Origin of the sequence: Winogradskyella wichelsiae (genome assembly GCF_013403925.1) — a bacterium.
GTDB lineage: Bacteria > Bacteroidota > Bacteroidia > Flavobacteriales > Flavobacteriaceae > Winogradskyella > Winogradskyella wichelsiae.
This window is the reverse complement of record NZ_JABFDJ010000001.1, coordinates 427,128-445,169: the sequence shown is the minus strand read 5'-3', so window position 1 is coordinate 445,169 and position 18,042 is coordinate 427,128. Positions and strand designations below refer to the sequence as shown.

The following is an 18,042-nucleotide window of genomic DNA, read 5'->3' as shown; positions in this document are numbered from 1 at the left end:
GAAACAGGATTTTAATTTATAGTTCCTTTTTTCTTTATTTTTTTAATCTTGAAATGCTTCAAGTAATGTTGATATTTTCATTTTATCTTTGGTTACAGCAACACGACCAGAACGTGTAAATTGCATAATTCCAAAGATGTTTAATTCTCTATATAATAAATCTATTTCTTCTTTTCTTCCTGATTTTTCTAACACGAAGAATTCTTTGTTTACCGTTACAATTCTGGCATTGCTTTCTCTGATGATATTTTGAATTTGACGTTCATCAAATAATAGTTCAGATTTAATTTTGAATAAACAAGACTCTTGGTAAATGATTTCATCTTCGGTGTGATAGTAAGCTTTTATAACTTCGACTTGTTTTTCTATCTGCCCTTGAATTTTTTTCATTTGAGCCTCTGTAATATTTACAACAATTGTGAATCTAGAAACTCCTTCAATTTCTGAAGGTGATGTGTTAAGACTCTCAATATTCATATGTCTTCTTTGGAATATTGCTGAAATCCTATTCAACAATCCTATATTGTTTTCCGTATAAATAGAAACGGTAAATTGTCTGTTTTCGTTTTCCATAATTACTCTAATCTTATATCTGAAACACTTGCACCTGTAGGTATCATAGGAAATACATTACCTTCCTTTTCTACTCTAACTTCCAAGAAATATGGACCTTCACAATCGATCATTTCTTTTACAGCTGCTTTTAAATCTTTTCTTTCGGTTACTTTTTGAGCTTCAATATGATAACCTTTTGCAATCGCTACAAAATCGGGATTTGTCATTTCTGTTGACGCATAACGTTTATCGAAAAATAGTTGTTGCCATTGCCTTACCATCCCAAGGAACTCGTTATTTAAAACCACAATTTTTACGGGTACTTTTTGTTGAAAAATAGTACCTAATTCCTGAATCGTCATTTGATAACCTCCATCTCCTGCAATCATTACAACTTCTCTATCTGGTGCAGCCATTTTAGCTCCAATAGCAGCAGGTAATGCAAAACCCATAGTTCCTAAGCCTCCAGAGGTAATATTACTTTTTGATTTATTGAATTCAGCATAACGACATGCAATCATTTGATGTTGGCCAACATCACTAACAATAGCAGCATCACCTTTGGTTTGTATGTTGATTTCTTTCAACACTTCTGCCATTGTTATCCCTTCTTTTGTGGGATGTAAATCATTTTTAATAACTTTTTCGTACTCTATTTTATATAAGTCTTTGAATTTTTTATGCCACTCTTTATGTGAATTTAGATTTAATAACGGCAATAAGTTTTTTAAACTCACTTTAGAATCTCCAAGAACCGCAACATCTGTTTTTACGTTTTTATCAATTTCAGCAGGATCAATATCAAAATGAATCACCTTCGCTTGTTTTGCATACGATTCTAAATTTCCTGTAACACGATCGTCAAAACGCATACCAATAGCAATTAAAACATCGCATTGGTTGGTTAAAACATTTGGTGCGTAATTACCATGCATACCAACCATTCCTACATTTAAAGGATGAGCAGTTGGTATTGCAGAAGCTCCTAAAATAGTCCAAGCAGAAGGAATTCCTGCTTTTTCAATAACGGCTTTAAATTCTTCTTCTGCTTTACCTAAAATAACACCTTGTCCCCAAACGATTAAAGGTTGTTTTGCGTTATTAATGAGTTCTGCTGCTGCTTTAAGAGAATTTTCATCCGTATCAGGTACCGGTTTGTAACTTCTTACACCTTTACACTTTTTGTATTCAAAATCAAATTCTTCAAATTGAGCATCTTTAGTGATGTCTACTAATACAGGTCCTGGTCTACCGCTTTTTGCGATATAAAATGCTTTTGCTAACATTTCAGGAATCTGTGAAGCTTTAGTGATTTGACAATTCCATTTTGTTACTGGTGTAGAAATACCTACGATATCAGTTTCCTGAAAGGCATCACTTCCTAATAAATGAGATCCCACCTGGCCCGTAATACAAACCATTGGTGTAGAATCTATTTGTGCATCTGCAATCCCTGTAACAAGATTGGTAGCTCCAGGACCTGAAGTGGCAATACAAACACCAACTTTACCCGAAATACGAGCGTAACCTTGTGCAGAATGCGTTGCTCCTTGTTCGTGGCGTGTTAAAACATGATGAATTTTATCTTGATACTTGTATAATTCATCATAAACAGGCATAATTGCACCACCTGGATATCCGTAAAGTATGTCGACACCTTCAGCTAATAAACATTTTATTATAGCTTCACTACCAGAAATACGTTCTGTAGTTGATGTCTTTTTTGGGTTGTTTTGTTCTGTTTTTACTTCCATAGTATAAAATGGATTATTGAGAATAGATTAAAAACTATTATGGTTTTATTCGTTTTCTCTTGACTCTTTCTTTTTAAAATTCATCCGTTACACATCCTTTAGATGCGGATGATACTGTTTTTGCATATTTATATAAAACACCACGTTCAAACTTTAATTCTGGTGCTTTCCATTTTTGACGTCTTTTTTGAAGTTCTACTTCAGAGACTTCAAGTGATATAGAATTTGTTTCAGCATCAATGGTAATAATATCTCCATCTTTTACAACAGCAATAGTTCCTCCTTCTTGTGCTTCAGGTGTAATGTGTCCTACAACAAAACCGTGTGTTCCTCCAGAGAATCTTCCATCGGTAATTAAAGCCACATCTTTTCCTAAACCAGCGCCCATAATAGCAGCTGTAGGCTTTAACATTTCTGGCATACCTGGTCCGCCTTTTGGTCCTTCGTATCTAATAACAATAACATCACCTTTTTCTACTTTTCCATCTCTAATGCCATCATTTGCTGCATATTCTCCTTCAAAAACCTTAGCTTTTCCTCTAAAGCATAAACCTTCTTTACCTGTGATTTTTGCAACACTTCCTTCTGTAGCTAAATTTCCGTAAAGCATTCTTAAATGTCCTGAAATTTTAATAGGTTTTTCAATAGGGTGTATAACATCTTGACCTTCTTTTAAGTCAGGAACATCTAATAAATTCTCTGCAATTGTTTTTCCTGTAACAGTTAAACAGTCACCATGAATTAATCCTTTTTTAAGTAAATATTTTAATACTGCAGGTATTCCACCAACGGCATGTATGTCTTCCATTAAATATTTTCCACTTGGTTTTAAGTCGGCCAAAAATGGTGTATTGTCACTAATATCTTGAAAATCTTTTAAGGTGAAATCAATTTGAGCAGCTCTTGCAATGGCTAAAAAGTGTAATACAGCATTGGTAGAACCACCTAATATTGTAACGAGTCTTACTGCGTTTTCTAAAGATTTTCTAGTAATTATATCAGACGGTTTAATATCTTTTTCTAATAATAAACGTAGGGCTTCACCAGCTCTTACAGATTCTTCTTTTTTAGCATCACTTAATGCTGGGTTAGAAGAGTTAAAAGGCAAAGTCATTCCTAAGGCTTCAATTGCAGAAGCCATTGTGTTTGCAGTGTACATTCCACCACAAGCACCAGCGCCTGGACAAGCTTTTTCAACAATATTTTGATATTCTGTTTCGTCCATGGTTCCGGCAACTTTACTTCCCCATGCTTCAAAAGCAGAAACGACATCTAGTTTTTTGCCATTATGGCAACCAGAATCAATAGTTCCTCCATAAACCAAAATACTTGGTCGGTCTAAACGAATCATCGCCATTAATGCACCTGGCATATTTTTATCACAACCTACAACTGTAACTAATCCGTCGTAACTCATAGCTTGGACTACAGTTTCCATAGAATCTGCAATAATATCTCTAGATGGTAATGAGTAACGCATTCCTGGTGTTCCCATAGAAATACCATCACTAACTCCAATGGTGTTAAATATTAATCCAATAACATCTTTGTTCTTAGTTCCTTTTTTTACAAGTTTTGCTAAATCGTTTAGGTGCATATTACAAGGGTTACCCTCGTAACCTGTACTAGCGATTCCGACAATAGGTTTAAAAAAATCTTCTTTCGTTAATCCAATAGCGTGCAACATAGCTTGAGCAGCCGGTTGTGTTGCATCTTGGGTAACGGTTTTACTGTATTTATTTAATTCGCTCATAGTTTTATTAAAGGCAAAATTGATTTAGTGAATCTAAATTACTTTATATGTGTTATTTCAGTAAAAGAGTTCTCATAATTCATCTAAATTCAATTATTGCAAGGTTAGTTTAACTTATTGTTTATCAGTTTCTTATTGTTGAATAATTATGATGTTCAAATGTTTAATTTTTTTGTACAAAAAAAGCCTTCCAAATTAAAGGAAGGCTTAAAAATAAATTTATGTTTTATTCATTTATAGCATTCCTTGGCTTTGAGAAATAATCTCAATGCGAATAATAGAAATGATATTAATGACTTGTTTTTTCATATGTCTTATCGAAGATCGGAATTTATTTTATGATATAAAAATTTTCTATCTTAAATTTAAAGTTTAAACATTTTAATCTAGGAAATGTCAATGACTGTAATGATTTATATTTGTGTGTTTGATGTAACTGGGGTAATGGTTAATAGATTATTTTGCTTTGTTAATTTTACCTTTTTTTAGTCTCTGTCATAAATTTTAGGTATTTTGATAATATGAATAAACTTTTTTCTTTTTTCTTTATTTTTTTTGCATTCTCCTTGCAATGTTATAGTCAGTTTGCACCGAGTATACATAATTATACTTTAGCTGAGTACAAAGCTGGGAACCAGAATTGGGATATTACTAGAGCTGATGATGGCAAAGTGTATGTTGCAAATAATAGTGGTTTATTAGAATATGACGGGTTAATTTGGAAATTTCGTCAATTGCCAAACAAAACCATTGTTCGATCCGTGTTATCTATAGATAATATTGTCTATACAGGATCTTATGAAGAGTTTGGTTATTGGAATCGTGATGAATTTGGGTGTTTAAAATACCATTCGTTGAGTGATACTATACTTGATGTTATTTCGCCTAATGAAGAAATATGGGGAATTGTAAGTTTTGACAATAAGATTATTTTTAGGTCTTTTTCAAATATTTACATCTACGATTTTGAGACCGTTAAGCAATTGAAGACTGAGTCTGTTGTTATTTCATTTAATGTTATTGAAGATAATCTTTATGTCAGTACTTTAAATGAAGGTGTCTTTTTATTAAAAGATGAAGGGTTAGAGCCCTATTATTTTAGTGATGAATTATTAGATACTAAAATTATCTCCATCAGTTTGTATGAAGGAAAATTATTGTTGATGACTTCGTTAAAGGGAGGGTATTTTTTAGAGAATAATAAATTAACACCAACTCGTTTTAATATTGATAAACAGATTCAGCTACACCAACTAAATACATTCTCTATATTAAAAAACCAAGATATGGTTTTTGGTACTATAAAGGATGGGGTTTTTTTAACCGATAAGAAAGGTATACTTAAGTATCATATTAGTAAAGAAAACGGCTTATTTAATAATACTATTTTAGGGCAATGTATAGATGAGACCGGTAATCTTTGGTTGGGATTAGACAATGGTATTGCTAATATAGAACTTAATAGTCTTAATTATTTTTTTAATGATATATCAGGTAAATTAGGTGCAGTCTACGATGTTGTTAAGTATAAGGGAGATATTTATGTTGGCACGAACACGGGTCTTTTTAGGTTAGATAAAGATGAAAAATTAAATTTTATAAAAGGATCTCAAGGTCAAGTTTGGGATTTAGAGATCGTTGAAGGAGATTTATTTTGTGGTCATAATGATGGGACTTTTATTGTAGATAACGATAAATTAACCTTGATATCTAGTTATACGGGTGGTTGGACGATTAAGAAAGTACCTGAAAAAGAACACACTTATATACAAGGAACATATTCAGGTTTGGTGAAGTTTGAAAAAGTTTTAGGTAAGTGGGAAGTAAAGTATTTGGGGGAAACTACAATTCCTTCTAGATTCTTGGTTTTTGAAAACCCTACCACAGCTTGGATTGCACATGCTACAAAAGGGGTGTCAAAAATAAGTTTTGATGAGAATTATGATAATGTAACTGCCGTTAAGAAGTATAAGAATAAAGGAATAAGTTCTAATTATAATGTCCGTGTTTATAATATACGAAACAATATCAGTTTTAAAACGAATGAAGGCTGGCAGCGCTATGAGCCTATTTTAGATTCAATTATCCCCTATGATCTACTTAATGATATGCTCGATGAAAACAGCTATATTATTTCTGATGACAACACAGATTTGTTTGCGCTTAAAAATAAAGGAGGTTTTATAAAGTTTAAATCTTTTGATAATACACATAAAGAGTTTTTTCTAAATGATGTTTTTCTTAAAAATAGGTATATAGTTGGCTACGAGAATGTGTCTAAACTCAATGACTCTGTATACGCGTTAAATTTAGATAATGGTTTTATGATGATAAATAGTACATCAAATACGAGTATCGAATTATATAAACCGACTATTGAATCTATTAATATTGGTGGCAACTCTATTGCCTTAAGTAATATTCAAAATGAAGACTTTGGCTATGATTTTAAAGAAAATTTATCCATAGAATTATCTTCTGCCAAATCATTAAATCATCATTTTGAATATAATGTTTCAGACGCAAGTGGAGAAGAAATTGATAGTTTGTGGTATGCCATTGAAGGTAATAAAGTTGAATTGTCAAATCTTATAGATGGTCGTTATAATATTTTATTTAGAAGTAGTGATAATGCTGGTAACGCATCACCGATTCAAGCATTGCGTTTAGAGGTTTATCCTCCGTGGTATAGAGCAACCTTAGGTTATGTATTTTATGCTTTTTTAGTTTGTCTTATTATAGTTGTGTTTTACACACTGCATAATAAAAAAATAGCTAAAGAACAGCGTCTAATTAAAATTAAGTATCAAAAAGAGCAACAGAAACTACTTAGAGAACAAACTTTAGAAAATGAAAAGCAAATTGTTCAACTTAAAAATGAATCCTTGCAAAATGAAATTAAGTTAAAAAGTAAACAATTAGCTAATAATGCTATGGCTTTAGTGAAGAAAAATGAAACACTTCAAGAGATCAAAAAAGATTTGATGGTTAATAAAGAAGGATTTAATAACTACTATTCTTATAAAAAGATTGTAAAGAAACTTGATAATTCAATTGTGTTGAAAGATGAATGGGCAGTTTTTGAAAATAATTTTAGTCAAGTTCACGATGAGTTCTTTGAGATTTTAAAATCAAAACACTCCATACTTACACCTAAAGATTTAAAGATTTGTGCCTACATCAAAATGAATCTTTCCTCTAAAGAAATAGCTCCACTTATGAATATCTCAGTTAGAGGGGTGGAAACACATCGATATCGATTAAAAAAGAAGTTAGATTTAGAAAATGATATTTCAATAGTCGATTATTTGTTAAATATCAAAAATTAAACGTAATAAATCAATTTATCTTAATAATTGTATACGTCATTACTACGTCACTTGAGGAATGTTCTCGCTACTAAAACGTTTTTTTTATGGCTTTATAGTACGTCATAGTGGGTTTTATTAACAGTTGTTAACCTTCTTTATGACGTGTGGCGTATTTAAAATGTAAATATATTTTAATAGCATTTAATAATACGTTATAACTTCGGCATTGAATAAACTAACTCTATTATTAAAAATTAAACAATTAATATGAAAACAAAAATTAGTCTATTGTTGATGTTGTTTTTTTCAATCTGTTCTTTTGCACAACAGGTAGAAATTAACGGAATTGTAACAAGTGAGAGTGATGGAATGCCTTTGCCAGGGGCGAGCGTCATAATTAAAGGATCAAATAGGGGCGCCACTACTGATTTTGATGGGAAGTACACCATTATGGCAGAAGTAGGTGAGCAAATTGAATTTAGCTACGTTGGTTTTGTGCCTCAGTTGATTACAGTAGGTGGTGAAAAACAATTAAATATTATCTTGAAAGATGATGTGGCTTCACTTAACGAAGTCGTTGTTGTTGGTTATGGAACTCAGAAGAAAGCCGATTTAACAGGGTCAATAGCTACTGTAAAATCAGAGGATATAGCAAGAACGCCAAGTAGTAATGTTATGCAATCTATTCAAGGTAAAGTTGCTGGTGTTCAAGTAGTGAGTAGTGGTACGCCAGGAGGTTCTCCATCAGTTAGAATTAGAGGTGTCAATTCTTATAAAGGTGGTGATTCACCATTGTATGTAGTTGATGGCATGTTTTATGACACTATTGAATTTTTAGATAGTAATCAAATTGAAACTATCTCTGTTTTAAAAGACGCATCTTCAATCTCTATATTTGGACAAGCTGGTGTTAATGGTGTAATTATTATTGAAACCAAAAACGGAAGAATAGAACAAAAGCCTGTGTTTACATATAATGGTTATTCTGGGTACCAAAATGCTCAAAATGTGGTTAAAATGGCAAATGCTGAACAATTTGTAACCATGGCTTATGAATCTAATTCACAGCCTGATATTGATTTTGTGAATAACGCCATTCAGCGTTTTGGTAGAAGTAGAGTAAACCCTAATATTCCAAATGTTAATACAGATTGGTATAAAGAAATTTTACGTGTAGCGCCAATTTCTAGTCATGCTATTGGGGTTACAGGAGGAACAGAGAGAACAACTTATAGTGTAAACGCTAATTATTTCTCTCAAGAAGGAATTTTAGATATGAAAAACGAATATGAGCGTTTCAACATTCAGTCTAATATTGAAATCAAATTATCTGACCGATTCAAAATTGGAACAAATGCCATTTTCAGTAATGCAACACAGTACAATCCTGAAAATGGGGCTTGGTTTCAAGCATATTCAGCTGTACCTATTCTGCCTATTTATGATAATACAAATACAGAAGCTACAACAACACCATATTCAGATGCGACTTTACTAGGTTACCGTGGAACACAAAACCCGTTTCCTACTATGGAGTATAATAACAATCAGCTTAAGATTAGAAAAGTCTTAACAAGTATGTTTTTAGAATATGAGTTGGTTCCAGAGAAATTAAAGTTTAAAACATCTTATAGCCATGACTATTCTACCATTTCAGAGAGAAATGTAAGATTACCTTATTTTATATCGTCACAATCACAAAGGGCACAATCTTCTATTAGACGAGCAGAATTAAACTATTCTAAGCAAATATGGGATAATACATTAACTTACAATGATACTTTTGGCGATCATAGTTTAACACTTCTTGCTGGTTCTTCATATAGAGATTATCAAGATAATTCTTTTGAAGCTACAGGGAATGAGATACAGGGGATCGATTTAGAAAGCTCTTGGTACTTAGATTTTGCAAATCCAACGACATTTAATGAGCAAGTTAAAGAGTCCGGTGATCGCGAGTATTCAATAGCCTTTTTTAGTCGGTTAGAGTATAGTTTTAAGGATAGGTATTTGCTTAATGCAACTATAAGACGTGAAGGTGATGGAAGATTTCCTAGAGAAATTTGGGTCACTACACCAGCTGTAGGTTTAGGATGGGTAGTTTCAGAAGAGAACTTCATGAAAGATAATAATACAATTAATTTTTTGAAGTTACGTGCAGGTTGGGGACAATTGGCTAATGGATTCTTAGGCGGAAGTGCAGGTACAAGAACCGTATCTACAACAACAGCAGATATAGGTGATACTCAAATGAATGGTATATTGACTACAAATACTTTTCAAAATTTAAAACGTGAGATTTTAGAAGAAACAAATTTTGGTATTAGTTCGCGCTTTTTTAACGATAAATTAAGTTTAGAGATCGATTATTACATCCGTGATACTAAAGATTTAGTACTTCCAAAGGATATACCAATTACCGCTGAAGTTGTGGATACTAATATTGGCGAAATGCGAAATCAAGGTTTAGAAATCGCAGCCAACTGGAATCAAAGTATTAATGATGACTGGAGTTTCTCTGTTGGTGGAAATATAGCAACGCTTAAAAATGAAATAACTAGAATTGATAGTGAACAAGGTTATTTTGATACAGGTGAAGCTGAGTTTCGTCAGAGACTTATTGTTGGAGAGCCAGTAAATGCTTTTTATGGTTGGGAGGTAGCAGGTGTTTATCAAAATGAAGATCAAGTTGCTGCAGATCCAACAGCGCAGAATGAAGCAAGCGCAAATAATAACCAGTTAATTCCTGGAGATTTAATTTATAAAGATCAAAATAATGATGGTAAAATTGATGCAGAAGATAGGGTGGTTTTAGGGTCTTATTTACCAACATTTAGTTATGGTGGAAATCTAAATGTCTCATATAAGAATTTCGATTTATCAGTAGCTGTCTCAGGACAAACAGGAAATAAAATATTGAACCGTAAAAGAGGTGAAGTTATTTTTACTAATGACACAAATATAGATGCTGACTTTGCTACAAATAGATGGCATGGAGAAGGGACTTCAAATTCATACCCTTCATCAGAAGGAAGAAGAAAAGCATGGAACCAGAAAATGAGTAGCTTTTTTGTTGAAGATGGAGCGTATTTTAGAGTTCAAAATATTCAGTTGGCATACACTATACCTGCTAAATCTCTTGGTGAGAATATGCCAGAGATAAGATTTACATGTACAGCAGAGCGTCCTATAACTGTATTTAGTTATAATGGGTTTAACCCAGAAGTTAGTGATGGTATTGATCGCGAAACCTATGCAGTGCCTGCAGTGTATACATTTGGTGTAAATATTAAAATTTAAAAAAAGCTATTATGAAAAATATAAATCAAATAATAAAACAGCTAACACTGATGTTGGCAATCTGTACGGTGGTTTTCTCATGCACAGATAAATTAGAAGAGAATGATGGTCAACTCGCTGCAGATGATCTCGATTTCACCAATTCTGATGATATGATTTTACCACTTATCGGTTCGTATTCAGCAGTATATTCTAGAGGTTGGGAAGATCCTTTACTTATTGGTGTTAGGGGAGATGATGTTAATGCAGGTGGCTTAGGAGATCAACCTCAGTTTGCAGATACAGATCTTTTTATCTACGATAATGGGTTTTGGATGTACAACCAAATCTGGGAGAATTTTTATGGTGATATCGTAAAAATTGTAAGTTCTCGCGAAACTATCCAATTATATAAAGATTTTGCAATAGACGATGCAGATTTAGATAAAGCTGATAAATATATGGCAGAGTGTAAAGTGTTAAGTGGTTTTACACATTTTCAGATGTCAAGACTTTGGGGTGATATTTTTATTATTGGTTCTTCAGATATTACTGCAGAACTAGATAATGGTGTAAAAACTAAAGCTGAAGTAATGCAATACATCTCAGATTTAATGGATGAAGCTATTCCGTTTTTACCAGATGCTAGGCCTAATGAAAGACAAGATGTTTCAGGTGGTGTTACAAAGTATACAGCTCTGGCTATAAAAGCTTTAGCGCAATTAGAATTAGAAGATTACCAAGCAGTAGCGGATGTTACGGGTGAAATAATTAATTCAAATAAATTCAATCTTTATCCAAATTTTTATGATTTGTTTAAAAAAGAAGGAGAGCTTAGTAACGAAAGCCTATTTGAGTTGCAATTCTCAGATTACGGTACCGAATCGGGAGCCGAAAATTCTCATGAATATGGCCCATTTGGTCCTTCAAATTGGACTCCAGTTGTTACGGGGGCATCTGAAGGTTGGGGGTTCTATGAGCCAAGTTTAAAGTTTATTAAATTTATGCTAGACAGAGGTGAAATGACTAGGTTGATTACCAGTGTTAATTTTACACCACGAGGCATAGATGAGATTACATCAGATCCTGCTTATGCTACCTTACCTAGTTTTATTTCTAATGTAACACCAGATGGTGATATTTTTAACGACTATTCTAGAGCCATGTTTGCAAGTGGTAAACATTATTTACCGTCTATAGATTTAACTCCAGGAAGAACAAGATATGGATCAGGGAAAAACCTTTTAGTTATTAGATACTCTGAAATATTATTAATGTATGCAGAAGCCTTAACACAAGGAGCTAACGGTTCTGCTGGTTCAGCAGATCAGGCTGTAAATGAAGTTAGAGCAAGAGTCGGAATGCCTTCACTAACTGGAGTTACAACAGATGACGTTATGGATGAGAAATTTGCAGAGCTTGGAATGGAATGGGGTGTGCGTTATTTTGATATGATTCGTTTAAATAAATTTGAAGAATTAAGTTACGAAGGCCGAATATTTACAGCAGAAGACAAACTCTTACCTTATCCGCAAGCACAGTTAGATTTATTACCTCTTAACCAATAAAACAATCAAAACATGAAAAATATTTATAAATATGCATTGGGTGTGGTAGCAATGATAATGATATCATCTTGTGATGATGGTATAGACTCAATCACTCAAGTAGATGCAGGACCAGATTTAGAAAATCCTACAGCAGAGCTTATAAGTCCAAATGGAAATGTATTAATTCCATTTACTGATACAGAAGTCGATTTAGATATCGAGGTTTTAGTAGAAGATGATATAGAAATTAATAATGTAACTGTCATTTTAGATGGTAATACCATTAGAACCTTTGATAGTTTTTTAGATTATCGAATATTTATGGATTCATTTCAATATGAAAGCTTACAATTAGGAAGTCATACAATTATTGTAGAAGTAACGGATACAAGTGGTAAAACAGCATCAGATAGCTTAACGTTTAATCTAGATAACACTTATTTACCTAGTGTTGAAGGAGAAACGTTTTATATGCCATTTTTTGAAGGGTTGTATACTGAGCTAATTAGTGAATCGGATCCTATAGTGGTTGGAACACCAGATATCGTTTCTGGTGGTTATTCTGGTAATACTTATAAAGGAGCTGCAGATTCCTATTTAACATTTCCGATTGATGGTTTATTTGGTGAAGATACCTTTAGTGCAACATTTTGGTATAAGGTAAATAGTACACCAGATCGCGCAGGGATTCTAGTTGTTGGAAATGATGTTCCAGATAACAGAAATCAAGGTTTCAGATTGTTTAGAGAAGGTAATGAATCGGAGCAAACAATTAAGGCAAACATAGGTGTTGGAGCAGCAGAAAGTTGGAATGATGGAGGGATGATTGATGTTACTGCTGGCGATTGGGTTCATGTAGCTTTCACAGTTTCTGCCACAGAAAGTAAAATTTACTTAAATGGTGATCTTAAAAATACAACTGTTCTCGATTCTAGTATCGATTGGACAGGATGTACAGATATTACAGTTGGTGCTGGTGGGGAAACTTTCAGCTATTGGGGCCATTTATCTGATTTAAGTTTAATAGATGAATTAAAACTATATAATAAAGCTTTATCTCAGGCAGAAATAAGTGCTATGCAGCCTGAATAATTAAACAATGAGTTTAGTCTAAACTACCCCTTTGTTTTATTTAGCGGCATTTTTAATCTGTAAAATGCCGCTTATTTTTACTTAATGTTTCCAGTGATTAGACAATGCAAAAATTAACTGTAGCTAACTTTTTTATGTCTCGAATTAAGTTTTAATGGGTTTTTTAGTTAAAAGAAGATTTTAGTCATTTCTATTTATAATATAAAAAATGAATAACATAAAAATTTTAAAATTATTAGTAGTCATTTTATTGTGTTTTTCTTGTGGTTCAGATAGTGGTCCAGGATATCAAGAACCTTACAATCCAAATGATGATGATGCTCCGGTGGTTGAAGAGTTAACAGACGAAGAATTACTAGACCTAACCCAAGAAACGACTTTTAAATATTTTTGGGATTATGCCGAATCTAATTCAGGTGCTGCCAGAGAGCGCTACCATCCAAACGATCCTTCAGATAGTGAAAATGTAGTAACTACAGGAGGAAGTGGTTTTGGTCTTATGGCGATTTTAGTAGGTATTGAAAGAGGTTATATTTCAAGAAGTGAAGGCTTCGATAGATTAAGTCAGATTTTAAATTTCTTTGAAAATGCAGATCGTTTCCACGGAGCTTGGCCGCATTGGATTAATGGAGTAAATGGTAATATTATTCCTTTCGGTGATCAAGATAATGGTGGTGATTTAGTCGAAACTGCACTTTTTGCACAAGGTTTAATTTGTGTAAAAGAATATTTTAAAAATGGATCTGAGGAAGAAGCCGTTTTAGCGACTCAAGCAGACGGGTTATGGAAAGGTGTAGAATGGAATTGGTATACTCAAAATCAGAATGCTTTGTATTGGCATTGGAGTCCAAATAATGGATTTTCAATGAATCTAGAATTAAAAGGTTACAACGAAACATTAATTGCTTTTATTTTGGGAGCAGCATCAACAGAATACGCTATTACACCAGAGGTTTATAATGAAGGTTGGGCTAGTAATGGAAGTATTGTGTCTTCTGAAACTCAATATAATATTCCGTTAATTTTAGATCATGCAGGTACAGGCTCAGGTCCTTTATTTTGGGCACATTATTCATTCTTAGGATTAAACCCAACCAACTTAACAGATCAATATGCAGATTATTGGGATTTAAACGTCAATCATACCAATATCAATTACCAACACAGTATTAACAATCCAAATAATTATGTAGATTATGGTGAAGATTGTTGGGGATTAACAGCAAGTTATAGTAGAAATTTAGATGGATCTACAGGATATTCTGCGCACAGCCCCGAAAATGACTTAGGTGTTATTTCACCTACGGCAGCCATTAGTTCAATGCCTTATACGCCAGAAAAATCAATTGCAGCTTTGCATTATTTTTATAGTAAGAAGGATATTTTACTAGGACCAGCAGGATTTTATGATGCCTTTAGTCCACAATATAATGATTGGGTTACAGAGCGATATTTAGCAATAGATCAAGGACCCGAAATTATTATGATAGAGAACTATAGAACTGGACTTTTGTGGAATTATTTTATGCAAAATGAAGATGTTCAAAATGGTTTAAATGCACTAGGTTTTTCTTATTAAACTTTAAATAATAGAATCATGAGGAGTTTATTTTTAATCTTTATTTTTAGTGTAACATTTTTGAATTCAAATAATGTAATCGCACAACAAACCGAATCACCTAAAGATTTGTTCTCTTATGAACATCATGTTGTAAATAGAGATACGCTGAATTATAGGATGCTTTTGCCAAAAGATTTTGATACATCTAAAACATATCCACTAGTGTTATTGCTTCATGGAGCTGGAGAGCGCGGTAGCGATAATAAAAAACAATTAACGCATGGAAGTGCATTGTTTTTAAAAAAAATTACAAGAGATTCATTTCCTGCAATAGTAATATTTCCGCAATGTCCTCAAAATGATTATTGGTCTAAACTAGATGCAGATCGCTCTACAAAACCAATTACATTTAACTACAAATACAATGAAGCACCAACTAAAGCGATGGCTTTAGTAATAGATTTAATGACAGAGATGGTCGCTAAACCGTATGTGAAAACCGACCAGGTTTACGCTATGGGACTGTCAATGGGAGGTATGGGGACTTTTGAAATTATCTACCGTAATCCCAAAATGTTTGCAGCTGCAATTCCTATTTGTGGAGGTGGAGATCCAGAATCGGTAACAGCTTATGCTCAAACCATTCCACTTTGGATTTTTCATGGTGCTAAAGATGATGTTGTAGATCCAAAATTATCATTAAGCATGGCATCTGCAATAATTACGGCAGGCGGATTCCCTAAACTTACTTTATACGATTTTGCTAACCACAACAGTTGGGATTCAGCTTTTGCAGAATCAGAACTTTTAAAATGGCTTTTTTCACATACTAAATAATAATAATGAAGAGATTAATTAACGTACAAACTATCGCAATTGCCGTTATGGCAATAACCCTAGCAAGCTGTAATTCTAACAATACTACAGAGATTAAATCGACATCAGATACAGAAAACCCTTTTGCATCAAAAGTAGATTCAATTTTAGAATTGATGACTATTGATGAAAAAATAGGACAACTTAATTTGCCGACTTCAGGAGATATTACTACAGGTGCCGCTAAAGGTACAGATGTTGGAGAACGTATAAAACAAGGTAAAGTAGGTGGTTTATTCAATATTAAAACGGCAGAAAAGATTTATGAAGTTCAAAAGATTGCTGTAGAACAAAGCCGATTAGGTATTCCATTAATTTTTGGAATGGATGTTATTCATGGTTACAAAACTACATTTCCAATTCCTTTAGGCTTATCAAGTTCTTGGGATATGGAGATGATAGAAAAAACGGCTAGAGTTGCAGCTATAGAAGCGAGTGCAGATGGGATAAATTGGACGTTTTCTCCAATGGTAGATATCTCAAGAGACCCACGTTGGGGACGCGTTTCTGAAGGAAATGGTGAAGATCCTTTTTTAGGAAGCAGAATTGCAGAAGCAATGGTAAAAGGATATCAGCAAGATGACTTAAGTGAAAATAATACCTTAATGGCATGTGTAAAACATTTTGCGTTATACGGTGCTTCAGAAGCTGGTAGAGATTATAATACGGTAGATATGAGCCGAATTAGAATGTATAATGAATACTTAGAACCATACAAAGCAGCTATCGATGCAGGCGTTGGTTCTGTTATGGCATCATTTAATGAAATTGATGGAGTGCCTGCTACAGGAAACAAATGGTTGCTTACAGATTTGCTACGTGATGATTGGGGATTTAATGGTTTTGTTGTTACAGATTATACAGGAATTTACGAAATGACTGCACATGGAGTTGGTAATAAATACGAAGTATCTGAGCAGGCTTTAAAAGCAGGTGTAGATATGGACATGGCAGGAGATTCACCTTCAATACCTGCGGCTTTTGTAAAAACCCTAAAGGAATCTTACGAGAACGGTAAGGTGTCTATGGATGATATTGATACGGCAGTAAGACGCATGTTAACTGCTAAATTTCAGTTAGGTTTATTTGATGATCCATATAAATATTGTGATGTTGATAGAGCAAAAACTGAAATTTTTACACCAGAAAATAAAGCATTTGCACGTAAAGTTGCAGCAGAATCTATGGTGTTACTTAAAAACGAAGCACAATTATTGCCTATAAAAAAGTCTAGTACTATAGCTTTAATAGGGCCGTTAGCAAAAGCAGCAAATAATATGGCTGGGACCTGGAGTGTGGCTACAGATCAGGAAAAATCGAATTCGGTTTTCGATGGTTTAACAGAAGTTGTTGGTGATAATGGAACATTATTATACGCAAAAGGAAGTAATATTGATTATGATTTAGATCTCGAGAAGCGCGCTACAATGTTTGGTAAAGATATTCCGAGAGATGGGCGTACAGATAAGCAATTGTTAGATGAAGCACTTCAAATAGCTGCAAAATCAGATGTTATTGTAGCAACTATTGGAGAGTCTGCAGAGTTAAGTGGAGAAAGTAGTAGTAGAACAGATCTAGGAATTCCACAAGTGCAAAAAGATTTGTTAAATGCTTTATTAAAAACAGGGAAGCCTGTAGTTTTAGTCTTGTTTACAGGAAGACCTTTAGTTTTAGTAGAAGAAAATGATAATGTACCTGCCATATTGAATGTTTGGTTTCCTGGTAGTGAAGCAGGTTTGGCTATTTCAGATGTATTATTTGGTGATGTTAACCCTTCAGGGAAATTAACAGCAACTTTCCCAAGAAATGTTGGTCAGGTTCCAATTTTTTACAATCATAAAAATACAGGTCGACCTTTAGGAAATGAAGAAGGTAAATTCGAAAAATTTAAAAGTAATTATATTGATGTTCGTAATGAACCGTTATATCCTTTTGGCTATGGTTTAAGTTACACAAAATTCGATTATTCTAACTTCACAACTAATACCGCTACAATTAATATGAATGGAACTATTGATATTTCTGTAGATGTTACCAATTCTGGTGATTACGACGGAAAAGAAGTGGTGCAACTTTATATTAGAGATCTTGTTGGTTCGGTTACAAGACCAGTAAAGGAATTAAAAGGTTTTCAAAAAGTTGAAATTAAAAAAGGAGAAACAAAAACAGTAAGCTTTACGTTAACCGTTGAAGATTTAAAATTCTATAATTCAGCATTAGATTTTGTAGCAGAACCTGGACAGTTTCAAGTATTCGTTGGTACAGATTCAGATACTAAACTGATGAAAGAATTTGAATTAACTAAATAAAA

At 33.3% G+C, this 18,042-nt stretch carries 10 protein-coding genes; 7 read left to right on the top strand and 3 right to left on the bottom strand.

Annotated features, from left to right (window positions below; all coding sequences use genetic code 11):
• Positions 1-42: 42 nt before the first annotated feature.
• The 3 genes from ilvN to ilvD form a co-directional block, all read right to left on the bottom strand.
• Positions 43-573, bottom strand: a complete 531-nt coding sequence (gene ilvN / locus HM985_RS02005) for an acetolactate synthase small subunit (RefSeq protein WP_179374627.1) — start codon at positions 571-573, stop codon at positions 43-45.
• A gap of 2 nt (positions 574-575) precedes the next feature.
• The gene (ilvB, locus tag HM985_RS02000; RefSeq protein ID WP_179374626.1) at positions 576-2,309 is read right to left on the bottom strand and encodes a biosynthetic-type acetolactate synthase large subunit; all 1,734 of its coding nucleotides are present in this window, start codon (positions 2,307-2,309) and stop codon (positions 576-578) included.
• Positions 2,310-2,382: 73 nt separating this feature from the next.
• Complete coding sequence (gene ilvD, locus HM985_RS01995; protein ID WP_179374625.1) at positions 2,383-4,062, bottom strand: dihydroxy-acid dehydratase; 1,680 nt, start codon at positions 4,060-4,062, stop codon at positions 2,383-2,385.
• Positions 4,063-4,583: 521 nt separating this feature from the next.
• Between ilvD and HM985_RS01990 the strand changes: the two genes are divergently transcribed.
• The 7 genes from HM985_RS01990 to bglX all read left to right on the top strand — a co-directional run bounded on the left by HM985_RS01990 (position 4,584) and on the right by bglX (position 18,040).
• Entirely contained in the window at positions 4,584-7,391 is a 2,808-nt protein-coding gene (locus HM985_RS01990; RefSeq protein ID WP_179374624.1) for a helix-turn-helix and ligand-binding sensor domain-containing protein, read from the top strand.
• Between the two features lie 249 nt (positions 7,392-7,640).
• Positions 7,641-10,673, top strand: a complete 3,033-nt coding sequence (locus HM985_RS01985) for a SusC/RagA family TonB-linked outer membrane protein (protein WP_179374623.1) — start codon at positions 7,641-7,643, stop codon at positions 10,671-10,673.
• Positions 10,674-10,684: 11 nt separating this feature from the next.
• Positions 10,685-12,220, top strand: a complete 1,536-nt coding sequence (locus HM985_RS01980; protein WP_179374622.1) for a RagB/SusD family nutrient uptake outer membrane protein — start codon at positions 10,685-10,687, stop codon at positions 12,218-12,220.
• A 12-nt stretch (positions 12,221-12,232) separates the two neighbouring features.
• On the top strand, positions 12,233-13,294 hold the full coding sequence (locus HM985_RS01975) for a LamG domain-containing protein (RefSeq protein WP_179374621.1): 1,062 nt from the start codon (positions 12,233-12,235) through the stop codon (positions 13,292-13,294).
• Positions 13,295-13,502: 208 nt separating this feature from the next.
• Positions 13,503-14,873 (top strand): glucoamylase family protein, encoded by a 1,371-nt coding sequence (locus HM985_RS01970; RefSeq protein WP_179374620.1) that lies wholly within the window; start codon positions 13,503-13,505, stop codon positions 14,871-14,873.
• 18 nt (positions 14,874-14,891) lie between these two features.
• A complete protein-coding gene (locus HM985_RS01965) occupies positions 14,892-15,692 on the top strand; it encodes a carboxylesterase family protein (RefSeq protein WP_179374619.1) in 801 nt (266 codons plus the stop codon).
• A gap of 5 nt (positions 15,693-15,697) precedes the next feature.
• Positions 15,698-18,040, top strand: a complete 2,343-nt coding sequence (gene bglX, locus HM985_RS01960) for a beta-glucosidase BglX (RefSeq protein ID WP_179374618.1) — start codon at positions 15,698-15,700, stop codon at positions 18,038-18,040.
• Positions 18,041-18,042: the final 2 nt, after the last annotated feature.